Annotated in this window: 13 protein-coding genes and 3 pseudogenes; 8 read left to right on the top strand and 8 right to left on the bottom strand. The window is 66.8% G+C overall.

The features are described 5' to 3' along the window. Positions 1–37 precede the first annotated feature (37 nt). The 3 genes and pseudogenes from OHS57_RS00240 to OHS57_RS00250 form a co-directional block, all read right to left on the bottom strand. The gene (locus tag OHS57_RS00240) at positions 38–7,018 is read right to left on the bottom strand and encodes an RHS repeat-associated core domain-containing protein (RefSeq protein ID WP_328580466.1); all 6,981 of its coding nucleotides are present in this window, start codon (positions 7,016–7,018) and stop codon (positions 38–40) included. 74 nt (positions 7,019–7,092) lie between these two features. Further along, the gene (locus OHS57_RS00245; RefSeq protein ID WP_328580467.1) at positions 7,093–10,422 is read right to left on the bottom strand and encodes a LamG-like jellyroll fold domain-containing protein; all 3,330 of its coding nucleotides are present in this window, start codon (positions 10,420–10,422) and stop codon (positions 7,093–7,095) included. Between the two features lie 584 nt (positions 10,423–11,006). Then, a pseudogene (locus OHS57_RS00250) lies at positions 11,007–12,127 on the bottom strand (IS630 family transposase). Positions 12,128–12,534: 407 nt separating this feature from the next. Between OHS57_RS00250 and OHS57_RS00255 the strand changes: the two are divergent. From OHS57_RS00255 to OHS57_RS00270, 4 genes are all read left to right on the top strand, one after another. After that, entirely contained in the window at positions 12,535–12,798 is a 264-nt protein-coding gene (locus OHS57_RS00255) for a hypothetical protein (RefSeq protein ID WP_328580468.1), read from the top strand. A 457-nt stretch (positions 12,799–13,255) separates the two neighbouring features. Beyond that, on the top strand, positions 13,256–13,396 hold the full coding sequence (locus tag OHS57_RS00260; protein WP_328580469.1) for a hypothetical protein: 141 nt from the start codon (positions 13,256–13,258) through the stop codon (positions 13,394–13,396). A gap of 79 nt (positions 13,397–13,475) precedes the next feature. Next, positions 13,476–14,594 carry a PASTA domain-containing protein gene (locus OHS57_RS00265; protein WP_328580470.1) on the top strand — a complete coding sequence of 373 codons (1,119 nt, stop codon included), beginning with the start codon at positions 13,476–13,478 and terminating at the stop codon, positions 14,592–14,594. A gap of 36 nt (positions 14,595–14,630) precedes the next feature. Beyond that, a complete protein-coding gene (locus OHS57_RS00270) occupies positions 14,631–15,011 on the top strand; it encodes a hypothetical protein (RefSeq protein ID WP_328580471.1) in 381 nt (126 codons plus the stop codon). A 366-nt stretch (positions 15,012–15,377) separates the two neighbouring features. On the opposite strand, the pseudogene OHS57_RS00275 reads toward OHS57_RS00270, so the two are convergent. The 3 genes and pseudogenes from OHS57_RS00275 to OHS57_RS00285 form a co-directional block, all read right to left on the bottom strand. After that, a pseudogene (locus OHS57_RS00275) lies at positions 15,378–15,547 on the bottom strand (HNH endonuclease); the annotation flags it as partial. A 108-nt stretch (positions 15,548–15,655) separates the two neighbouring features. Continuing rightward, positions 15,656–16,264 (bottom strand): C39 family peptidase, encoded by a 609-nt coding sequence (locus tag OHS57_RS00280; RefSeq protein ID WP_328580472.1) that lies wholly within the window; start codon positions 16,262–16,264, stop codon positions 15,656–15,658. 87 nt (positions 16,265–16,351) lie between these two features. Then, a complete protein-coding gene (locus OHS57_RS00285) occupies positions 16,352–16,891 on the bottom strand; it encodes a pyridoxal-phosphate dependent enzyme (RefSeq protein WP_443042816.1) in 540 nt (179 codons plus the stop codon). Between the two features lie 347 nt (positions 16,892–17,238). Between OHS57_RS00285 and OHS57_RS00290 the strand changes: the two genes are divergently transcribed. Beyond that, positions 17,239–18,108: a hypothetical protein gene (locus tag OHS57_RS00290; RefSeq protein ID WP_328580473.1), complete on the top strand. Its 870-nt coding sequence runs from the start codon at positions 17,239–17,241 to the stop codon at positions 18,106–18,108. A gap of 212 nt (positions 18,109–18,320) precedes the next feature. Here the strand turns inward: OHS57_RS00290 and OHS57_RS00295 are convergent, their stop codons facing one another. Both OHS57_RS00295 and OHS57_RS00300 read right to left on the bottom strand, forming a co-directional pair. Beyond that, entirely contained in the window at positions 18,321–20,537 is a 2,217-nt protein-coding gene (locus OHS57_RS00295) for a DUF262 domain-containing protein (RefSeq protein WP_328580474.1), read from the bottom strand. A gap of 239 nt (positions 20,538–20,776) precedes the next feature. Continuing rightward, the gene (locus OHS57_RS00300; protein ID WP_328580475.1) at positions 20,777–20,974 is read right to left on the bottom strand and encodes a hypothetical protein; all 198 of its coding nucleotides are present in this window, start codon (positions 20,972–20,974) and stop codon (positions 20,777–20,779) included. A gap of 101 nt (positions 20,975–21,075) precedes the next feature. On the opposite strand from OHS57_RS00300, the pseudogene OHS57_RS00305 reads away from it, so the two are divergent. The 3 genes and pseudogenes from OHS57_RS00305 to OHS57_RS00315 form a co-directional block, all read left to right on the top strand. Further along, positions 21,076–21,225 (top strand): annotated as a pseudogene (locus tag OHS57_RS00305) (dTMP kinase); the annotation flags it as partial. Positions 21,226–21,487: 262 nt separating this feature from the next. After that, the gene (locus OHS57_RS00310; protein WP_328580476.1) at positions 21,488–21,925 is read left to right on the top strand and encodes an NUDIX hydrolase; all 438 of its coding nucleotides are present in this window, start codon (positions 21,488–21,490) and stop codon (positions 21,923–21,925) included. Between the two features lie 573 nt (positions 21,926–22,498). Continuing rightward, the gene (locus tag OHS57_RS00315) at positions 22,499–22,978 is read left to right on the top strand and encodes a GNAT family N-acetyltransferase (RefSeq protein ID WP_328580477.1); all 480 of its coding nucleotides are present in this window, start codon (positions 22,499–22,501) and stop codon (positions 22,976–22,978) included. Positions 22,979–22,993: the final 15 nt, after the last annotated feature.

The raw sequence follows: 22,993 nt of genomic DNA on the forward strand, positions 1-22,993 counted from the left end.
GAACCAGGGACACTACCGATTAATCATTCTTCCCCAGTCAACCTAGTGGGCCCTTTGGTGTGTCGAGCCAAAATTCGTTACATGAGTAACATGTAACGCGGCCATTCCACGGAGCTCCCGGGCCACCCAAACTCTGCGGCCAGATATGGTCAACCCGAGTTTCCTGGCGATTCACAGGAACACCACTACGTGATTGAGTCGCCGGAACAGTCTCTGCCTGACAGTCATCACAGAGCGTCCTCCCACCATTGACGTCCCTATTTTGCGCAATCACCTCCCTCTTACCCTTGGGAGTGAACGGCTTGCCAGCGCGTGACATGTCGGCTTCGAGATCAGTTGCCACGCCATTGGAATTAACCTCAAATCGAGCACCGTTGCAGTTATGAACGAGGACTGGCGTCTCGCCCGCCAGCACATAGTACGTGTGGGTGGTGCTGACGGTGAGGTCGTGGGTGAGGTGGTGGTGATGCCAGATACTGACGGCCTGGATGGTGACGGTGGTGCCGGCTGCTGTGCGCAGGCTTGTATGGGGCTTGAGGTTGCCTGCGTCTGTCCAGGTGTGGGTGGTGGTCACCCAGAAGGGGTGGGTGACCGTTGCTGTGATTTTCTCGGTCTTCTTGCCGTCGCGAATCGTGACGGTGGCGAAGTCTTCGTCGTCCCTGGTCGTGATCAGCTTTTCGACGGTGCGGGTCTGGCTTTTGCCGGTCTGCGGATCGGTTGCCTTGACCTTGTCGCCTGCCTTGACGTTTTTGATTGCTTTGGTGTCGCCGTCCGCCATGAGGACCTTGGTGGAGGGCAGGAAGCTGTGGCAGGGGGACGCGCCGCTCTTGGGTGCTGATTTGGCTGCTCGGGTGGCTGCCGTTGCCGAGCCCGCAGCTGCTTCTTCTGCGGCGGCGCTTTGCGCTGCGGGTGCGCTTGCCGATGCCGCGACCTCGGCTTTCTCGACTGTTATGGCGCCTTCCGCGATGGTGGCAGCGCCGGTTGCGGCAATAGCTGCGGAGGCTCCTGCTTCAGTCAGGGCGGCTACTCCGCCACTGGCTAGCGCCATTCCCAGGCCCGACACTCCGGCGGCTTCAGTGAATCCCGTTGCGAACGCGGAGCCCATGGCGGCGATTCCGACGGCACCCGCTCCGCCGGTACCTACGACTACGGCGACGACGACGGTGGTGGCAACAACGGCTGCGATTATGGGGTGTTGCTTGATGACGTGGTACGTCTTGTGCGTGAAGCTGGAGAAGTGGCAGGACCAGCCGCAGCTGTGGTGTGTGGTGGTGTGGGTAACGACGCGGGGCGCGACGTCGTAGCGGTTGCCGGTTGAAGCGCCGCTGACGAAGCGGGTGGGGTCGCCCTTGACCTGGCCCGTGCCGCCGATGGGGTAGCCGTTGCCGCAGAGGTCTGCGGGGCACAGGCCGGTGGGGTCACTTTCGGTGATGGGGTTGTCGGCTGCGTAGGTGTAGCCGTTGATCTGCTGAGGGTCGGTGAGTTCGAGGACGGGGTCGAGAGAGATGAACCGGCCCGTGGTCGGGTCGTATTCGCGCGCGCCGAGATGGGTGAGGCCCGAGACCGGATCCTGGGTGCCTCCGACGAACCCGGTGTCCCCGACCCAGTCCGGGTTATCTGATGCGGCGTCGGGTCCGCGGGCGTTACCGAAGGGGTCGAGGTAGCGGCGGGTGACGGCCTGGGTGGTGGCGTCGACCTCACTCATGGCGGTGTCGTGGCCGTCGGAGAGTTGCCAGGTGAGTTTCCCGCTCGCACCGCTGGTGCGGACCGCGACAGTCTGTCCGCCGTAGCTGTAGTAACGGGTCCCGGTGGTGGTGCCGGTGCCCTTGGCGAGGCGGATCTCGTCGCTGCCGAGATAGAGCGTGGTACCGCTGTCGTCGCGGTTCAGCAGGCGGTTGCCGTCGGCGTCGTACAGGTACGACGCCGAGGTGCCGTCCGCGTTGGTGACCTTGCTGAGATGGTTCTCGTCGTCCCAGTCAAGTGTCTGCGTCTTGCCGCCCAGGGTGCGGGTGGTGGTGTTCCCGTTGGCGTCGTAGATGTACGAGGAGTCGGTGGCGGTGCCGTCGGGAGCCGTCTTCGTGGTGGCTGCGAGCGCGTGTGGCTGGTGTCCGTCGGCACCGGGGTAGGTGTACGCGGTGGTGGTGTCGCCCGCGCCGCTGGTGGTGCCGTGGTCGGTGAGTCCCGTCCGGTTGCCGATGGCGTCGTAGGTGTAGGTCTGCCAGTACGGGGCGGGGCCGCCCAGGACCGCGCTGGAGGCGTCGGCCGCGCAGCCGTTGGTCGGTGTCCAGGCCTGGGTGAGGCGGTCGTGGCCGTCGTAGCGGTAGCACTGGACGTCGTCGGTTCCGGTGGCGGCGCCGACATCGGTGGTGTGGGTGGCGACCTCGGTCGGATTGCCAGAGGCGTCGTAGTTGTAGTGCGTGTCCTGGACCGGCCCGGACTGGGTGTCGTCGGTGAGGAGTTGGCGGCTGAGGCGGCGGGTTCCGTCTTCGTAGCTGTTGTTGATCTGCAGCCACTTGGCGGAGCTGGAGGTGCCGAGGGTGACCTGCTGGAGGTCGCCCTGTTTGGTGTAGTCGGTGTTCTGTACGTAACCGGTGGCGCCCGTGAGCGTGGTGGGCATGCCGAGGTTGTTGTAGCCGTTTTCCAGGGTTTCGGACGGCAGTCCGCCTGCGGCGGGGACGGCGGTGAACTGGACGGTTCCGTCGAGGTTGTAGCCGGTGCGGGCGGTGTAGGACCCGGCGAGTGCTTCTTCCCCAGGAATCGAGGGGATGGTGACGCGGGTCAGGGTCGGGCGGTAGAGGCTGTCGTAGGTGCCGACCTGGCTGATGTACGCCTTGCCCGTCGTGCCGGAGCCGCCGACGTAGCGGATCGAGGACGTCGGCTTGCCCTTGGCGATCGAGTCGTAGGTCCACGCAGCCAGTTGGTGGTCCTGGTCCTGCGTGGTGCCGTCGTACTCGCCGATTTTGCGGCCGAGCACGTCGTAGGTGGTGCTGATGGCCTTGCCGCGGGCGTCCTTGACGGAGACCGGCTGGTCGAGGTCGTTGTACGTGGTCGTCGACATGCCCGCGTCGGGGTCGGTCTGGGTGGTCTGACGCCCCATCAAGTCGTAGCCGTAGGTCCAGGTGTCGCCGGCGTCGTCGGTGACTTTCTGCAGGCGGCTCTTGGCGTCGTAGCCGTACTTGATCGTGGAGTGCGGCCCTGCGGGTTGGTTGGCGGAGTCGTACTGCCAGGTTTCGGTGGTGCGTCCGAGGGTGTCGGTGAGTGTGGTGGTGGCGGTGCCGCCGTCCGGCGGGGTGACCGTGGTGCGGTCACCGCCGTACGCGGTGGTGGTGGTCCACTTCTTCACCCCGGCGGCGTAGAAGTCGGACGCTGTCGCCCGCCCGACGCCGTCGTAGGTGGTGAGGGTCTGCGAAGGTACTTCCGAGGTGATGTTCGCCAGCGTTCCCGAGGGGGCGGTGGCGTCGGTATATCCCTCGTTGGTCACGGTGGCCAGGCCGCGGCTGTCGTACTTCGTCTCGGAAATGATGCGGCCGCCGCCGGGCGCCGCAAGCTGTGACTGGCGGGAGCGCAGCAGCGCGTCGTAGAGGGCGTAGGTGCTGTTGTACGTCTTGCCGTCGCTGTTGAGCTTCCCGGTGGTGACGGAAGATGCCACTGTGGCCGAGATGTTGTAGGTGTAGATCAGACTCGCGGTCTGGTTCACGGTCTTACTGCGGTTGGGCAGCCAGAGGGCGGTGACCCGGCCGAGGGCGTCGTAGGTGTAGTCGGTCCGCTTGGTGTTCGGGTCGACGACGGTCGTGGCCTGGCCGCGTGCGGGATCGAACGTGGTGGTGGTCTTGAACTGCTTCGCGTCGGTGGTGACGGTGCCGGTGAGCGGGCCGCCGGTGGGGGGCACGTAGGCGGTGCTGGTGACGTTGCCGGCTGCGTCGGTGACCGAGGTGATACGTCCCTGCGTGTCGTACTTGGACGTGGACACCGTCTGATAGGCCGGGGTGGTGCCGCTGTACCCGGACAGCCGCTCGCTGGTGACGGTTTCCTGCGTGGTGGGGGCAACGCCGAAGGCTTTGCCGTCGTAGAGGGTCCGTACGTCGGAGACCACGTCGTCGGGCCGGTCGGGGGCGGCGGAGCAGGCCACGTCGACGGTTTCCACGCGTGTTGCCACACCCATCAGCCACGCGCTGGAGTTGTTGACGAGAGTGGTGCGGGTGCACTGTTCGTCGCCGGTGACGTGGTCGTCGCCGGCGTCGTCGACCTGGGTGGCCTCGCCGGTGTCCGGGTCGTAGGTGGTCCTGGAGGTGGTCGTGCGAACGCCACTGGGAACCAGGTCGGTGCGGTTGTGCACGGCCTCGGGGCGGGTGAACGCAGCATGGCGGGAACCGTCGTCGGCGGTCGTGTGGATCCACTGGTCGGTGATGACTCCGCCGACCTCGGTGCTGCCGTTATAGGTGATCGATTCGCGCACTGTGCCGGCGAGCGGATCGGCATCGGTGACAGTGGTGCCCGTGGAGTCGGTGACCTTGTGGCTGCGGGGCGTGCCGTCGCTCTGCTTGTCACCGTCCATGCCCTGGAAGTAGGTGTCGACCTGCTTGGTGCGCGTGCTCTGGTCGTTGCCTGTGGTGGTGGTCACCGTCGGGTATCCGCGCCAGATCGACCAGGTCTTGCGTTTCGCGGGGCTGGTGACGTTGTCGCTGTCGTAGTGCCAGGCCGGCTTGCCGCTGTAGGTGTAGTCCGTTTCCATCGTCGTGGCGCCGCCGGTCGGGTCCGACTGGCTGACCTGGGTGACGACGTACTTGTGGAACCAGTCCAGTTTCGGTTCAGGCGTGAAGGGTGGCTGCCAGTACGTGGGGAAGCAGGCAAGTGTGTCCGCGTCGGGTGAGCTGGGCATCTTGCTGCCGGCGACGCACTCGTTGTCGGAGTAGTTGACTGTCAGGACCGACCCGGTCTCGGACGTGATGGTGCGTACGCGCCACTTCACCAGTGCGGCGACGTCGTCGTGGGTGGAGTCGACGCGGTTGAACAGCTGAATGCCCTGGAAGGTGACCGGTGGCATGGCGAGGCTGCCGCCGTCCTTGCCGGTGCGGGTGATCGACTTCAGCCACAGACCGGGCGAGGTGCCGTCTCCTGGGTCGGGGAAGGACTGGTCGAGTGTCCAGGAGTCCACCGGCCGGTAGGCGGGGGTGGACAGTGTGGTGTCCCAGATCTGGGTGGAGACGCCGGTCAGGCGCTTGCGGGAGAAGAAGGTGGGTGAGGTGTCGCCCGTGCAGGTCGCTGCGGAGGCGCAGATCTGGTCGAACGGCACGTCCGGCCAGTCTTTCGCCTTGGCCGACGTCAGCGAGGAGCAGTCTTCCGTGCTGTTGGTCAGGCACCTCTCGGCGGTGGTGAACGAGACCTGTGCGGGTGCCTTGCCGAAGACGCTGGTATCGGTGATGCCGTAGTCGATGCGCTTGAGGTTGCCGCCGCGGTCGTAGACCGTGCCTGGCGAGACGACGCCGTTCTTGGCGTAGTAGTTGGTTTCCTTGTCGTACCAGTACGACATGGCATTGCCGTGGACGTCGACGACGTAGTCGAGATTCCAGCGCCATGCCTGGACGCAGGAGCTCGTGGCGAAGGTGGAGCCGTGGCACTCTTCGCCGGTGTCGTCGCCGAAGACGGGAACGGTCCAGGTGGAGTTGGTCTCGGCGGCTCCCGAAGTCCATCCGGGGAGCCGGTTCTTGCCGAAGATGTACTGGGTGCCGTCGGTGGTGGTGACGGTCCAGTACTCACCGTCGTTGTCGCCGTTGCTCGCGCCGGTCGAGTGGACGACCCGCTCACCGTCGTCGTCCTTCGGGTGCCAGGCGCCTGTCGTCTTGTCTTTGATGAGCGGGGTGGCTTTCCCGGCGAGGTTCAAGGTGGCGTTGTCGCCCGCCCAGCACTCGTCGTTCTTGCCATCCTGCCCGTCGTCGTCGCACGAGCCGTAGGAGCGTTCGATGTAGGAGGAGGTGAGGTCGAATCCTTCACCGACCCAGGAGGGCTGGTTGTTGGTCGAGGGCAGGCGTCCGTCGACGGCCTGGGCGTCGTAGCTGATGGCGAGGTCCGGCTGGGGACCACCGCTTGCCGGAGGCGTGGTGAGCGGGTAGGACCAGCTGAAGTCGCCGCTGGAGCCGCCTGCGGTCCAGGAAGCCGAGGGGCTGAGCGGGGACGCACCGTACGAGCCGGCCCCCGACTTGGCATCGGTTGTCGCGGCCAGGACCGTGAAGCGGCCGGCGGAAGTTCCCGCCGTACCGGACGTGCCGGCGGCGGATGTGGAGCTCAGCGGCACCGTCGCCGAGAGGGTGTGCGCCTTGATGTTGTTGTCCGCTGCCAGTGGCGTCTTTTCCTGACACCGGGCCAGCTCCGGTGTGCTCAGGGCACACGCGGGCATTTCGACCAATGTCATCCGCGAGGCGTAGTCGCCTCCGTAGGCCTGGGCGAAGTTCGAGTAGTCGATGCTGAGTTCAGCACGCCCCGAGTCGTGGCTGCCGTCCGCGCGAGCCACGGAGAGCAGAGCGCCGTGGACACCGGCCGCGCTGGTCTGTTTCTGTGTTGCCGTGCGGACGCTGATCCTGGTTGGTGCGGAACCCGTGCCGCCTTGGGCCGTGTTGGCTTTCTCGGCAGGTTTGGCCGCGCGCACGGCCACGGGAAGATGGCCAACGCTCGTGCGGTGGACTGCCGCGTCTCGTGAGGCCACCGTCAGCGTCGCCGATGCGGCCGTCGGCCAACTGACATGTCGGGCCAGGGTGGCAGCGGTCTTCTTCGCCGCCCCGGTGGTCGGGTCCTTTCGATGCTGGGACGCGGCCTTGAAGGCCACGGCAGTCCCGTTCTTGGCCTGGGGAAGGCTGACGGTGTGATGACCGCCCGACACCGTCTCCCAGAAGGACGGCGCGATACTCAACCCCGTCGCGATCAGTGCGCAGGAGACCAGAGCAATGACCCACAGCAGACCTCGCCGGCCACCCGGTCTTCCGGCCGGGCCCGTCACCATGCCGCCCATGACTGCACTCCGCATCTGTCGTATCGCGCCGATTCAAGGACCGCGCTGCGCCGCGCGGGGTGTCACTGCTGGGCTGAAAGGACCCGCCGCTACAGCGGAATGGGCACTTCGGCGCCGTAGAGCTGCTCGATGTCCGCGTCCGACATCACGCCGGTCCACACCCGCACGTTGTCGATGAGGACCTTCCCGGCGTTCCCGTAGGCGCCGCTCGCCAGGCGCCCCCGCCCCATGGAGAATGCTCCCGACGGCTGCCACGGCTGGTCGAACGCGACCCCGTCACCGGTGCCCTCATCGCTTTCGGAATCGCCGATCGACCCCTGGCGTACCCCGTTGACGTACAGGAGCAACTGCTGGTGCGCTCCGTCGTAGACCCCGGTCAGCATGGACCAGTCGCCCGGGTCGACGAGCTGCGCCGCGGTGATGTCGGCCGGTACGGTCACCACTGTCGCGGCGGTGGTGTCCGCCGTGCTGCGGCCGAAGACCCACCATCCCTGAGTGGACCCCGCGGGCTGGCTGTACCACAGGCCCCACGAATCACGTTTCGTGCCGGACTGGCCGGCGACTGCCACGGTGTGCGCCACCGTCGTGTCGGCCAAAGACGTCGCGTCCAGCCTTGCCCATGCGGAGAGTGTGAAGTCGCCCTGCGAGTCGACGATCGGCCCCGGCGAGGATGCGTAACCGTTCGCGGTTCCGTCTGCCGACAGGACCGTTCCCTCGCCCGCGTCGTCGGTGACGAACGTCGATCCGGATCCCAAGGTGAGGGGGTGCCCGTACCCGGACGAGTCGGCCGCGCTGAGGCCGCTGGTCTCGTTCAGCGACCACTCGGCTGCCAGTGCGGGGCGCGCCGAACCGGTGACGGGATCCGTTTCCGCTTCGAGGTCGGCTGTCTCCTGCGGGGACAGGACACGGTTCCACATCTGGATCTCGTCGACCTGGCCGGTGAAGTAGTCCGAGTACGCCGCCCCGTACTGACCGCGGGCGAACTGCAATGCCCCGGTCGCCTTCCACGGGGTGGTGAACGGCACTGGTTCGCCCTGGGCGACACCGTTGACGTACAACTGGATGGTCTGTGCCTGGGCGTCATAGACGCCTGTCAGATGGGTCCATACATTCAACAGCGGGCTCGCCGTCGAAATGGACCGCACGATGGTGGGTGTCGCGGAATCAGTCGTGTACCTGTTGAAAATCCACGCCTTGTAGGAAGTGGAGTAGTACAGCGCGAACGACGACCCCTTGGTACCGGCCTGCGCGGCGGCGACCGAGTTGTGCGAGTTGTCGGTCAGACGCACCCAGCCGGACACGGTGAACGACTTGGTGGTGTCGAGCCCGGTGCCTGTCGCAGCCGCGTAGCTCGTGGTGCCGTTGGCCGTGAGAGCCGACCCGACCCGCGCCTGGTTCGACCAGCCAGCACCGCCGCTGAGCGTGGCCGTGTGCGCGCCAGCGCTGTCGGCAGCTGTGGCGCCGCTGCCCTCGTCGAAGGACCACTCTCCCGTCGGGGGCGTGCCTGCGGCGACCTTGAAGTAGAACGTGACGCTGCCCGACGAGTTCCCCGCCGTGTCCCAAGCGGTGACGGTGAGCTGGTTGAGACCGCGTTCGTCGGGAGCCAGCGCCAGCGCCGTGCTGGTGGATCCAGCCGTGACAGTCTTTGTCATCTGCTTGTCGTCGTTGAGGACGTAGGTGTACTTGGTGACGTCCGTGCTGGTCGTCTTGATCGTGAACGAACCGGGCGCACCGACACCGCCGTGGTCGGCACACGAGTCCGGATCATCCGGAGCCGCACACGAGGGATAGTCCGTGGAGGACACCGTCGGCGCGACCGGTTTACTGGTGTCGATGTGAAAGGCGCACTTACCGATGGTCGTCCAACCCGAATACAGCGACGCGGACGTTCCGTTGAACGAGTAGTGGTACTCCGTACGCGCCTTGAACCAATACGTCTGCCCGTTCTTCAGCGCCGGGGTCTTCCAGGTGCCGCTCTTGCCGTCCGTCGTGTAGGTCGACGGGCTTCCGGAAGCAACCTTCGGATCCGGGATATCCGGATCGTACTGATAGAGCTCGAAGTTGGGCCGCAGGGTGGACTGCGAACCATCACCCGACTGCACGATTGCCGACAGAGTCGGTGTCAGCGTCCGGATGTTCACCGCCACGCTTGAGCTCGCACCGCAAGCCAGCAACGGATCCGCAAGCTTCAGCCCGGTAGGCATGCTCGGCTTGGACACGAACGACACCGACAGGGTGGGCTTGTGATCGCTGGGGGACGAGAACTGCTTCCACGCGATCTCATCGGACTCATCAGCCCTGAGCCCGAGCGTCGTAGTCGACGCGGACTTGCCCGCCGTGTAACTCACGGCCGAGGTGGCGTTGAAGGAAACATTCCCACCGGGGCAGTCGGAGGAATAGCCCTTAGCCGCAGACACCGTGTCGACCTGGGCGGACCAAGCAGGCTGGTGCGCCCAGGTCGTCGACGACGAGATGCTCCCGGTCCGCCACAACTCGACGTCCTTCTTGGAGCAGTTCGCCGACCACTCCTCGAGCGCCGTGAAGGTCGCCGAGAGAATCTTCTTGCCGCCCAGCGAGTGCGTGTCGAACTGGTAGAGCGAGCGGGACTTCTTGTTGTCGACGAACGCGTCGTAGCCCACACCGAGTGAGTGCGACGTCTTCCAGAACGACGTGGACGTCGAGTTCGACCACACCGCTGTCCAGCCGGAGAGCGAGGAGCTCGTTGTCTGCGGATCCAGCACCACCGGGAAGGTGGTGTCCGGGTCGTCGAGGAAGCTTTGGTCAGGCGTGACGGTCAATGAGTCCGCAGTGACATCGACATCCATCACCGACGTCCTCGCCCCCGGCTCCGGCCCGTCGACCACACCGCCCGAACCTGTCTGAGACGTGGCAGAGGCAGCCTTCCTTCTCGACGCCGCGGCGGCACCCGCCACACCGGCGGACGACGAGTCGTACATGACGGCCGTGCCGGTCGTGAACACCGGGCGCCCCTGGTCATCGACCAGAGCCGCGCCGCCCGTCCCGGAGTCGTGGACCGACACCCCGGCGAGCGTGACGGGGAAGCGGACGGTGGACAACTCGGGATTTTCGGCCGCTTCCCGCGTCTTGACGACCAAGTTCTCACTGAACCCGTCGGCGGTAGCTCGCACCACCAAGTCGACACCCGGCATCACCTCGGCGTACGTGGCCGTGGGGCCGACGAGTGTGGGGCGGGGCAGCGGCCAAGGGGACTGCACCGTGTAGCGTCTGGAACCGTCCTCAATGCTGGCAAGGGCGCCGGAACCTCCGCCCGAGAACGCGAGGCCGGCGGCCGCGGCGGCCGGCACGACCATGCCCGACGGGTCCGTCTTCAGGTCGGTGTCCACATCCACCCACGCCGACCCCTGCTTCACCCGGACGGGCTCCGCACTGACCTGCATAGTGAACGTACCGTCAGGCTGCGCCGTGACCAACTGCGTCGGAGTTGTCTCCGACGCCACGTCAACCGGCTGCCCGGACGCAGCAGCGCGCGCCGATGCGGCAGCCTGGGCCGACAACCCGGCCGCCCCCGCGCCCACGGAGGAACCGGACGAGCTCCCACTCTGAGCCGCATGCGCCGACTGTGGACCGAACCCCCCGAAAACCTGCGCGACCAACGCCGCGGACACCAACCAGACACAGCGCGCAGACATGCGTCTGCCGCACTCCTTGGACGATCTGGACGTCAACACCGAGCCCCACCCCACTGCTTGAACAGCGCAAGCGCCGTTCCCCACCCCTTGAGCCCGTTACGTGGGCCCTGCAGCTATCAAGCTGCGATCTTGGCAGGCCCAGACCGATAAACGGGTCAACCGCTCACCATGAAAACGTCAGGCACCGGTTGAGATTCAGCAAAATAGTCAAACTTCCTCCACGAAACTTCACGAATGGTTCACCTGCTTCCGGATGCGCTTTGCCCCCAAAGGTTCCATCGCGAGGGGCGGTTGAGATCTAGTGCTGTGACCGGGTTGGTTCGCCGGGTTGGTCAGGCCGCGGTGGTGAGGGGGCGTCCGCCCCAGCGGATGCCTTTCTCGCTTCGGATGCGGGCGCGTTCCTTGCGTTCGGCGGCCAAGTCGTCGCGGTGGCGGGCGTTGGCGTTGCGCCAGCGCAGGTAGGAGTGCAGGGCCCGGGTCTGCACCGTGTGATTGGGGTAGTTCGAGTTGGCGATGGTGAACTGCCGCAGCGGCCCCAAGTGCGCCTCGATCGGGTTCGCCCACGAGGCGTAGGTCGGCGTGAAACACAGCTCGACCTTGTTCTTCCGCGCCCAGCGGCGGATGTCGGCGCCCTTGTGGGCCGAGAGATTGTCCATGATCACGTAGATCGGGGCACCGTCCGGGCGGGCGGCGCGGATCGACTTCAGCGCGGCCAGTGGTTCCCGGCGCCTTGCCTGCCGCGGTTCACGCCCCACAAGCTGTCGTCACCGACCGAGTAGCAGCCGTGGAAATACCGGACTCCATGGGTGCGGTGGTAAGTGGCCGGCAGCCGGTCGGGATGTCCTTGCTCGGCCCAGCCCGAGCCCGCCGTGGGCCGGATCCCGAGCGGCCCGAACTCGTCGAAGGCGAACACCCGGTCCGGGAAGCGGTCCAGAACCTCCTCGATGCGGTCGAGCTTGGTGTCACGCTCGGGGTCCGGGGACTCCTTCCACGTCTTGGTGCACTGGAAGGTGATGCCGCGGCGCGCGAGCAGGCACCGTAACGCCTCGCGTCCGATACGGATCACCCGGCCGTGCACTTTGCGCAGGTAGGCGACCAGCTTCCGCAGCGACCAGCGGGTGAAGGGCCGGCCCAGCTTGACCGGGCGGGTGGTGGCCGTCGCGATGACGAAATCCTCGTCGTCAGGACTGAGTTGGCGGGGACGGCCTCCCGCCCACTGAGGGTCCAGGCAGGCCAGGCCGATCTCGTTGAACCGGTGGATCACGTCCCGGACGCTGTCCTCGTCGGCCTGCACCAGCTGGGCGATCACCGGCACGCGGTTCCCGCCGGCCGAGGCCAGCAGCATCATCGCCCGCCGGTAACGCACCGTGCTGGTGCTGCCCCGGCGCACGATCTGCTGCAGCTTCTGCCCCTCCTGGTCGGTCAGTCTGCGCACACGGACAGGCTCGGCCACCGCACCTCCAGCGGTCGGATCGGACGTCACCCCAACATCCAACCGCCACGACCACCAACCCGGCGAACCAACCCGGTCACAGCACTAGATAAAAGGTCTTCGGGCTCATGATGGAGAGGCAGTGGAATTGCTGGCCATTCCACAGGAGCCGCAGAAAGGCGTCGTGCCGTCGCGCTCATGGCTCTCCTCGGATTCGCTCCAACACGCACCGAAGCTCGCGAAGTCGGCTGTCCAGGTCCTGAAGGCTCAATACGACGCGAGCCTCGACCCCTCGTCCGGCTTCTCCGTCCACCCGCTCCTCGTACCGCTCGTCAACGAACTGGGAGACGAGGGCGAATCATGGCCCCGGATCAATTATTTCACGACGCGTGAGAGGCAGACGAACCGGTGTTGCTACTCTCCGCGCCATGCCTCATGAAGCAGCACGCAAGATGCGCTCTCCGATCCTGTCCATCCACCCGTACATACCGGCCGTTGAGCAACAGGGCGATGTGATCTGTTCCATGGCCTCGCGCGGCGACTGCGATCACAGGCTCGTCGCGGAGGTGCGCCCCGATTTCAGCGACGGCACCACACCCCGCTGGCGGGTGTGCGGCCAGTGGCTGACCAGCCACCCGTCAGCCGTCGCCCACATCACCACGAACGGTTTCCAGGAACCCACCGTCCCTTGACGGATCGGTCACCTGACCCACCGAGCGTCGCCCTACCTCGCCAACGGGCCGCCGTAGCGAACGCCCCCGCTTGGCCGCACATCCGACATCAAACCCTCGCCACGAGCACGTGTCGCGCCGGCTCACCGGTGCGGCGTCACCTGCCGTGTCGGTCAGTCGTGCTGGAGTGGTTTCAGGCTCGCCAGCGACCATTCTTCAGCGCGCGCGGTCCCCTTCGACGGCCACGCCTAAATGTGCCGGTCGGGCCTGACATCCGTCCGCGTCCCGGCCGAGGTGTCCTCCCCGTCCGGGGCAATGGGCTGGGTGACGTACGGGCGAGTTTCCGGTCGGGCCGCCCCTGCCGTAGCCAAGGCCTGATCCGCGCTCCTGCTCCTGCTCCTGCTCCTGCTCCTGCTCCTGCGGCAGGAACGACAGCAGGTCGTCGGCGGTGCGAATCCAGAACAGGCCAGACCGGTCGATGAATCTGATTCTCGCCGAATACGACCGCATGGCCGCCGTCGGCGTGGCTCTGGACGTGCCGCTGACCGAGGGCGAACCCGATAGCTACCGCTCCACCCTCACCCCGCCTCCTGGCCACGGCCCCAGGCACAGCGCCTGACAGTCAGAACCTGGCCCCTGCGAGGGATCAGCGGGCCCAGCACCGTGCCTGGGCCCGCACTTCAGGAGTTAGGCGTCACATGAACCCGTACAACTCTCCAACCCCAGTCCCCGCCCCGTCCCACCCCTGGTGGAAGACGACACCAGCCTTGCTCGGCCTGCTCGCGCTGGTCGCCCTGCTCAGTGCGTTCAGTCTCGCCCTGGGTTTCCTGGTGATGATCGCCGCCGTGGTGGCCGTGTGGGTGCTGTCACCGTGGCGCTGGTTCGCGCGGATCTGCGCGACGTTCGGTGCCCTACTGCTCCTGACGGTCGGCGCCGGCCTGGGTGGACAGCTCGACGACAGCGGGACAGGCAAGGCCGATGCCAAGACGGGCGACGAGGTCCGCGCGAGCGGCAAAGCCGTCTCCGTGTCACCGAGCGCGTCCAGGCCCGCCAAGGCCGCTGACTACACCGGTCGGCCGCTGAACGAGGCGGAGAAGGAAGCGCGCTCCGCCGGTTACGCGGCCATCAACCATGATGCGGCTGACGAGGATCGCGTGATCATCCTGCGGTCAGGATGGACCGTGTGCTTCCAGAGTTCCGACGCTGCCGCGAAGACCATCGACTTCGCGGCCGTCAGGAGCTCGGAGCCGTGCCCCGAGAGGGACGGCGGCCCGCTCCCCTGGCCGAAGATGCCGAATGTCGTCGGCGCCACCTACAACAAGGCCGTCGAGGATCTGAAGCAAGCCGGTGTCGACCTCGACCGCGTCACGCTCGACGACGTCTACCTCGACATCGACACTCCGACCGCCGAAGAAGCCGCGGAGGACGGCGACGACTGGCGGGTGTGTTTCCAGTCCCCGGACAAGGGAACCATGGCCGACTCCGCCACCACGGTCCGCCTCGATCTGGGCCAGTGGACCGACGCCGACCTCGTGCGGCATTGCCCGTCGGAGAAGGACACGACCTACAAGATCCCGGCCAACGACCCCGACTACGACGACGACAGCGACAGCGACAGCAGCACGGACCGCGACAGCACTGCCCCGCACAGCGACTCCTCATCCTCCGGCAGCTCGACCGGCGGCGGCACGAGCGTGGGCACGGTCCACCCCGGCTCGTTCTGCTCCCCACCCGGAGCGACCGGCGTCAGCCGGGCAGGGACCCCCATGGTCTGCGGTCCCGGGTCCGACGGCCGCAACCGCTGGCATAGTGCCTGATCAACCGCTCAGAAGTCCCCGCTACCAGGAGCCCCAGTGCCGTACGCAGAGGACGAGGACACCCGCAATGTCCAGACCGCCGTCATCGGCCGCGCCGAGTCGGACTGGCCGGCGTTCCTGCCGTACGACCGTGACGACTTCGACCAGTTCATGCGGGGTCGGTCACGCGACGACGTCTACTGCGGAATCCTGCTCGGCGGGTGCGGCAAGAAGCTGACCCCGAGGCGGTACACGGACAAGAAGTGCCACTTCGCGCACCGGCCGCCCGTGCCCTGCCGCCGCACGGAGATCGGCGAGGACAGCGCCGATCACCTCTACATGGGGCGAGCCGTGGCCGACTGGCTGACGGAGCAGGGGCCAGCGGGCGGTCCAGCCCGTCTACAGACCCAAGGGGCACCAGGTACGCGACGCCGTTGACGTGTCCTACAAGGCTGGACGCGGGCTCATACGCGTCCAGCTCGCCCGGCACTCGAAGCGCGAGTGGGAACAGGCCGACGCAGAGCTTCGGGCCGGGCCGCCCGGAACTCGACTGGCTCTTCGGGCCCGACAGTCTCCTCGCCAACTGGCAGATCGAGCGACACGGGTACGCCCTTCGCGTGCAGTGCCGGTCTTTCAGGGCGACGCGAGCGGTGGAGATCGGGACTCAGTTCCCCGACATGTCCGTGGAGTGGACCTCGCTCTCGGAGTGCACGCTCACTCCCGAAGGCATCGTCACCCCGAGTCTCGTGCACACTCCGAACGGCATCGTTCCACGCCGTGACGTACCGGCGGAGCCGGCGCTTCCCCCGAGCCGTTGGCGTACGCCTCACGGCGTTGCGCCGTCCAGCCCGAAGCCCACGAGTCCCACGCCTCAGCAAGCGGGACCACTGGTCGATGTCCAGACCGCCCGGGGCGGTGGCAGTCTGCTGGTCGTAGTAGGAGAACCGGGTCCCCGAGACGACCTTGCATCCCGGCTCGCAAGCTCATCGCAGGCCGACACCGCACCGCGGTGTCGGCCTGTGCGCGCGTTCCTGGCGACGTGGCCTTCCCTCGCTGCCTCCTGGACACCGAGGGGAGCTTGTTCAGGTCAGGGACACGCCACGGCTACCGAAGAACTCGTCGAACTCCGCTGCGGGGAGGCTCGCAGTACGGGCCTGCCCGGTGTGTCCGGATGGGTTGCGGAAGTGGACCGTGTCGCCATGGCGCCCGGTGACGAGGACAAGGTGGCCGCCTTTGCCTGCGGCGGGGTTCTCGGGACGGCGGATCTCCTTGTGCACGGAGGCCATCACCAGCCGGCCGTCGTCAAGCAGAGCGAGCAGATCATCGGTGGTCAGAGTCGGGTGTACCTCCGCACGCACGGGATGGACATCCTCTACGTACTGGGCGAAGGGGGCGTAGATCAGGCCGCAGATCACTCCGGTGTCCGGGTCCTCGGTGTACGCGCCGTACTTCCGGGCGCCGTCAAGGAGTTCGAACAGGGTAGGTGCGTCGCCGGTTCGGGCGAGGAGGGCCATGCGCAGGCAGGCGATGCCGCACATGTGGCCGCACCACCGGCCGTAGGTGTCGAGGTCGGGGGCGCCGGACTCGGCCCAGCGCGGGTCGTCTCCATGGGCGCGGCCCTGGTAGGCGAAGGCGGCGATCAGATCCGGGCTGGCGTACTGCGTGATGGTGGGGAACGGGTGATCAGGCACGGGCGGGTTCCTTCCGGTGAGCACTCTGGCTGATCAGCCGGTGGAAAGTAGGCCAGTCCACCCCGCCGCCGGAGATCACTACCCCGATCATCCCCGATTCGTGGGGCACGAGGCCGCCAAGGACCGTGGCAGGGCGCAGACGCCGCTCGACTCGGCGACAACCTTCAGGTGCCGGAACGCGAATGCCATGGCGGTGGTGACGCGCCTGTCGGCGACGATCACCACCGCGTCGAGCAGCCGGAAGCTGACGGCCCAGGTCAGCGGTGAGAGGCTGCTGTGCCCGAAGCCGTCGCCGATGGTGGCGGGTGCTTCGGGGAGGGCGATGCGCTGGCCGCAGCGTAGGGAGAGCAGGGTGTCGGCTCCCTCCTGTGGCTCCACGCCGATGACTTTGATGCCGGGGTGGAGGTGCTTGGCGATGGTGGCGGTTCCGGCGGCAAGGCCGCCGCCGCCGACGGGGACGACAAGGGTCTCGATCTCGGGGTGGTCGGTGACCGCCGCCCAGCTCCGAGGGGTCGTTGAACGGCTCGTCTCCGCTGGCCAGTGGCAGGTCGAGGACCCGCCTATCGTGATTGTCAGCGATGCTGGCGGGTGCAACGATCCGGCGGGCGAAGGATTCAGTCGTGCCATTGGGCGAGCACCCAGCCGACCAATAGCGATCCGACATGCCGGAAAGCGCCGGAGAGAAGGCTCAGGGACATCAAACGTGGCCAGGACATACCCCGCTGGCAGGGATCGGACTGCGCGGGCGAGGTGCCGGGGCAGTTGTGGCCCGCGGGCTCTGCTGTGGTCATGGAAAAGTCCTCTCTGGGTGGATGGCAGGCATGCAGAATCCGGCCAGGAACAGGGAAAGACGGCGGACTGTCAACCGGGCGGGCTGCCAGGTGGCCTGTGCTTTCGATCGTGGCAGCGACCGTGCGGCTGACGCACGCTCAAGGCGGCTCTGTCTGGAGCGGAAACGCTGTATTTTCCAGATCGTGCAGTACTGGGAGAGCATCACCGGACCTGGCACCATCGACGAACTGGTGGCCGACGCGCACGCGGCGGGCCACGCGGACTTCAACGCGCGGCTGGCCCGTGCGTGGATTGCCAAGGGCATCCTGGGCAGCCCGCAGGTACGCACCCTGCACCGCGGCTCCGACAAAGCCCTGCACAGCGCCCATCAGCGCAAGCTGCTGCTCATCGTGCTCGACAAACGCCGCCGGTCGCCGGAGCTGAAGCTGAACTCCCTTGCCCAGATCCCGCTGGCCGTGTGGCTGTGGTGGGGCGAGGACTACGTGGCCGTGCAGCAGGCGCAGCGGGCGTTTTCCACCTGGCTCGGGCGCGGCCAGCGCAACAAGGACGTCGCCCGCGATGGGGCCGTGGGACTGCTGCGACAGATCGACCACCCGCTGGCCACGCCGACGGCGCGCACCCGCCTGGTACGGCTGGTCACCGACCTGGGCAACGGCCAGGCCCTGACCAAACGAGGGCGGGCCGAACTGGTCGACGCGGTGCGGGAGGTGATGGAGCCCGACAGCGTGTTCGCCGCCAGCGGGATGGTGCGCGCAGTGGGTCCCGTGGGGGCCCCGATGACGTGCGAGCACGTCGTCGCCCACGTCGAAATCATCAGTCTGGCTGTGCAGCACATCCTGAGCACGGGCGTGAGTGAGCAGCTCCTGGAAGAAGCGCGCGCCGCGGCCCGGGCCTGGACGGCCGACTATCTCGCCGAACGTCCCGGTCTCGAGGCGGCGGCCGGGTCCCTTGCCGACGCCTTCCGCTCCCCCACGCTGGACGAACAGGTCAACACCGCCGGTAAACAGCTGTTGCACACCCTGGGCCTCCTGCTGAGGCAGCGTCAGCAGTGATGGACGGCTCGCGCGGGCCACACCCGGGGCCTGCCAGCGGGCAACCGGACGTCGGAGGAGTCGCTGACGCGCTCCCCTCGCACATCGATCGCCGGAGACAGCACAGCCCCGACCGTCTTACTCGCCATGTCAGGACATACTCTGCCGAAATGATCCCTTGCTCACTTCGCAGACCGGGATCGGGGCCGCTGTCGACAGACCTGCTTGACCGGCTACAGCGCGCCGGCCGCCGCCGCGCGGTCGCGGATGGTCCGCAGGCTGACGCGTACTCCGTTCTCTTCTTCGATGTGCCATTCGTTCATTCCTTGGCAGGTCTTGGTGCCGCGGGCGACAGCCCCGGCCTCGTCGGCCCGGCCGTAGGGTGTGCCTCCGGTCGCGGCGAGGATGATGCCGCCGTTCGCGTCGATGGTGGCCCAGTGCTCGGTGGCGCGGTAGGTGAGCACGATCCGGGTGCCGGCTGTCAAAACTTGGGCGTCGATCATCCTGGCCACGTCGGTGCGTCGGCCAGAAGCCGCTCTGCGCCGCGGAGGGGCCTGGCGCGGACGGGCGACCGGCTGGCCGGCGTCAGGCCCCGGAGGTGCAACGGCAGCAGAGACGGGCAACCCCAGGCGTTCGGGTTTCCAGATGTGTTCGAACAGGCGCAGATACAGCTCCTGCCGGGTCTCGATGACCGTGGTCATAGTCTCTGTCGGCCCGAAGGCCCGCATGTGCTTGTCGAGTTGGTGTGCCTTGATGAAGTCGCGTAGTTCAGGGTTGCGGCGATCGTATTGAGGGGCCAGGACGCCCAGGAGGACGTTGTTGCGGGCGTAGAGGCGGCTCTTGTCGTGGAAGGGGAGGTCATTGATGCTGGAGTTCTCGCGGCCCCTCAGCAGGCCGAGGCCACCGAGTTGGTTGCGGCGGCTGCGGAAGACGACCGGGTCAGGGATATCACCGGCGACGCGATGGTGGTGGTTGGCCCACAGGTGTTCTATGTGGAACTGGTCGCGGTCGAGGTAGGCGAGGACGTCGAAGGGCTTTTTGCAGGCCTCGTCGGCGTAAGCGGTGGCGCGGGCGAGGAGATAGCGGATCTGATGGGCGTTGTTGCCTCTCAGGCCCAGGGTGATTGCTTCGCGCACCGGGTTCCCGTTGTGCTGGGCGAGGTCGCCTAGTGTGGAGGCGACGTCGGCGACGGTGCGGCAGCCGCGCAGGAGAGGGACGAGCTCGGTGTGGACCAGGGCGTCGGCGTCGGCGGACTGGACGGGCAGGTCCTGCAGGATCCGCAGGGCGTACCAGCGGTCGATGTAGGAGGCGACGAGGCGGGCCTTGTCCTTGGCGTCGCTGGGCCGGTCGTCGGGGGCGATGGCAGCGAGCACGGCCACGGACTGGACGCCGAGGCCGTTGCGCTCGTTGAACAGCACCGTCTCCAGGCGGTCGCCGTCCATCTTCAAGGTGCGGGTGGCGGCGAGGACGGGCCTGTACAGCCGCGCCGTCTTCAGCAGATTCTGTACGAAGTTGAGGAAGTGGTCGGGTCGTCCCGGGGTCAGGCCGAGGTACTCCGCGTTATGGCGTACCCACACGTTGAGGTTGGTAGTGATCTGGCGACGGTCCTCGTCGCAGTCCTCGCGCGCGCAGCGGGCAAGGAGGTAGGCCTTGATGAAGCGCGATGCCGCCTGGGGGTCATCTCGGTCGGTGGAGAGTTCCCGCAGCATCTCCTGCCACTGGGTGTTCAGCTGATCTTCAGCGGAGCCGACGTTGGACAGCAGATGGCTCTTGAGGAGGTCGACGGTGGTGAGGCGGGCGCCGCGGTCATTCATCGTCTCGAACATGCGGTAGCCGTGGTCGGGGCCTGCCGCGCGGATGCCTACCAGGACCACGCGTGTCAGGAGCCATTCGGTGAAGGGGTGGAGGTTCTCGGCGTCGAGTTCCTCGGCGAGCTGGGATTCAATCTGCTGGCCGCGTGCCCACAGATTGCGGCGGGAGAGGGAGTCCCCCGCGCCGGCCTCGTATTTGCGGCCCTCGCTGACGGCTTGCAGGACGGGGTCGTGGTCGGTGATGCCGACGCTGAAGTGCTTCCCGTCGGTCGTGATGACACGGTTGAGCTGGTCGACGGTGTGCGTGTCACCGGCCTCCCGGGCCGACAGTCTCAGCTGCAAAAAGAGCAGGTGCAAAGTGACGAAGCGCTGCTGACCATCGACGAGGAAACGGCGCTTTTTCGACGGCTCGTGGTAGACGAAGGGGCCGAGGAAGTACTGCGGCGCGGTGTGGGGGCGGCGCCGGTACGCGGAGTCGCCCAACCAGTGCTTGAACGAATCGCACAAATCCCGCAACAGGGTGTGGACTTCTTCGTCACCCCAGGTGTAGTCACGCTGGTAGTAGTCGATCTCATACGTCACGTCACGGAACAGTTCGTTCAGGTTGAATCCCTGAGACCTGATCTCGTCCGCGCCCACGCAACCACCCCTCACCTGCCAGGCATATCCCGTCATGCTCCCAATCCGGCGCCGCGGCGTACAGACGGCGCGCGAGTCTGGTCGGCGGCGTGCAGAAATATCGGCGCAGAACGACGGTGTCGTCCCCGGCTCTGCCGGGCCGGCGGCCTGGCAGAACCGGCGGTGCTGCTGCCCATGCGGCCGCCGGCGACCGCACGACGGCGGCTGCTCCCGGATTGCCTCTGGGTGGGCCGACCGCGTCATTGGGCCGGGGACGGCGGTGACTTGCAGTCTGCACCAGACGGGTGGTGGAAGATGTCGAGTGCCCTGGCCGGAACCAGCAGCTCCTGCGCGACGATGGGCGACGCGGCCAGGGTCACGATGCCCCCGATCCAGTCGGCGGATGTCGTGCAGGCCACGACCACGGTGGTCTCCCAGAGCGACAGGGGTTCCACCACAGTGAACGCGTCTGGGTCGCTTCCAAGGCAGGATCCAGGCGAACCGCATCCGCTCCTTGACGACTTGCAGAGGCTGCGGCCACAACTCCTTCAACCGCGAGGTGAAACCCTCGCTCGTCGCCGGCGAGACCGTCATCAGCGACCGCTATGTCGCCTCGACGCTGGTCCTGCAACGGCTCGACGGCGTACCGCTGGAATTCCTGCTCGCCCTGAACGCCGACGTCCTGACTCCCGATCTGGCCGTGATACTCACCGCCTCACCCGCTCTCATCGCGAAGCGAATAGCCGAGCGCGGCGTCCGGCACCGATTCCACCTCGACCCCACAGCGCCCGGCCGTGAACTCGCCCTCTACAGAGAAGCCGCTCAAACTCTCCGGCCAAAGGCGTCCAGGTGCTCATCCTCGACACCAGCGATGCCACCCCATCGGATGTCGCTTCCCGAATCGCCGACGCGCTCCCCGAACCCTCGCTACCGTCGACTCTCTCACCGACCTCAACACCCCCCCAGGACCCATGACTCCGCACCTCGCGCGCCCCGTCATCGACACCCACGTCATCGTCCGCGACGGCGACAAAATGCTCTTCTCCCAGCGCGGCGGCCCCTACGGCCACGGCCGCTGGCATATGCCGTCGGGCAAACTCGACCAAGGCGAGTCCCTCAGCGCCGGAGCCGCGCGCGAACTGCTGGAAGAGACCGGTCTCACCGTCGACCCCGACCACCTGAGCCTGGTCCACATCGTCCATCACCACCAGGACAACACCATCCAGCGGATCGGATTCTTCTTCCTCGCCACCGAGTGGAACGGGGAGCCCGTCAACCGCGAACCCGCAAAATGCCTCGCCCTGGAATGGTTCAGCGTCCACGAACTGCCCCACGACATCATCGAATACCCAAACGAAGGCCTCACCGGCTACCTGAACGGTGATGGCGGCCTGACAGAACACGGCTGAACGTAGCACCCCCGCACTACCGACGGCTCCGGCCCGTGAGAACAGGCCGGACCGGAGCCGAAACTTCACACACGCCCTTCCGCGAGAACCGCCGCCACCGCCTCGTACGTCCGTGAGACCGCGCCACACAACCGTACGAACAGCCGTACGACCGCAGGAGCTGATCTCTTCCCGCCCTACGAAGCAGCCCGCCTGTGCAAGGAACCGCGGCGCGCGAAGGGTTGTCCGGTAGGAGATTCACCCAGCCCGCAAGCGCAATGAAGCCTCCCCATCCGACCTCGTTCTGCGACCCGTGAAGATCGTCAATGCGCTCCGCACAGGCCAGCTCGCACTCTCCGCAATTCCCCAAGAGGGGGAATCACCCTGATCGAACGAGTTTGAGTCGAGGCTCTGCAGAGCGCGCATAGCTCAACCTCCTCATTAGAACTGGCGTTCACCAAATGCCCTCGGATCGGCCGTGACGGGAGCAGATCCATCGCGTTTTTAGAGCATCAAACAGCACCAGGGTTAACGCCAAGCTTAGACTCCGTCGCTTTGAACGGACGCCCCTTGCCTCAGGTACACACTCCTCTGGTGTGTGCTGCTGACGCGGGTCGACAACACCCGGACGCCAGCCGCCTGATCCAGGCTCTCCGCGCCGAACAGCTCGGCCTGTACGGCTTCGCCGACGACCCGGACACCACCCCCGAGGCGGACTTCGACCCGCCCGGGCTGTTCCTCATCGCCCACTTCGGCGAAGAGGCGGTCGGGTGCGGAGGCGTACGCGGCCACGGAATCAGCGGGTACCTCCTCGAACGACTCGAACGGCATGCCGCTAGCCGCGGGGCATCGCGGATGGTGCTGGAGACCGGGCGGCGCAACACCGCCGCCCTAGCCCTCTATCACCGCACCGGTTACGTGCCCTGCTCCTCCTACGTCGCCGCACGCGACCCCCGAGTCAACCGGGCGACGACACGATGCTCGCGTTCGGTCATGCCGGAACGCTACTCACTGATCCGTCGCGTGCATCCCTACGAGGTCCAGCCCGGACTACGTGCGGTTCGACCTGCGTGAGCTGCTGGGTGACCG

The sequence above is a fragment of the Streptomyces sp. NBC_00370 genome (assembly GCF_036084755.1).
Classification (GTDB): Bacteria; Actinomycetota; Actinomycetes; order Streptomycetales; family Streptomycetaceae; genus Streptomyces.

Bases quoted from the DNA above. Each gene is read 5' to 3' on its own strand.
- OHS57_RS00260 (WP_328580469.1), top strand. From the start codon at position 13,256: ATGAATCTGATTCTCGCCGAATACGACCGCATGGCCGCCGTCGGCGTG.
- OHS57_RS00285 (WP_443042816.1), bottom strand. From the start codon at position 16,891: ATGGCACGACTGAATCCTTCGCCCGCCGGATCGTTGCACCCGCCAGCA.
- OHS57_RS00240 (WP_328580466.1), bottom strand. From the start codon at position 7,018: ATGCGGAGTGCAGTCATGGGCGGCATGGTGACGGGCCCGGCCGGAAGA.
- OHS57_RS00265 (WP_328580470.1), top strand. From the start codon at position 13,476: ATGAACCCGTACAACTCTCCAACCCCAGTCCCCGCCCCGTCCCACCCC.
- OHS57_RS00310 (WP_328580476.1), top strand. From the start codon at position 21,488: ATGACTCCGCACCTCGCGCGCCCCGTCATCGACACCCACGTCATCGTC.
- OHS57_RS00255 (WP_328580468.1), top strand. From the start codon at position 12,535: ATGCCTCATGAAGCAGCACGCAAGATGCGCTCTCCGATCCTGTCCATC.
- OHS57_RS00245 (WP_328580467.1), bottom strand. From the start codon at position 10,422: ATGCAGGTCAGTGCGGAGCCCGTCCGGGTGAAGCAGGGGTCGGCGTGG.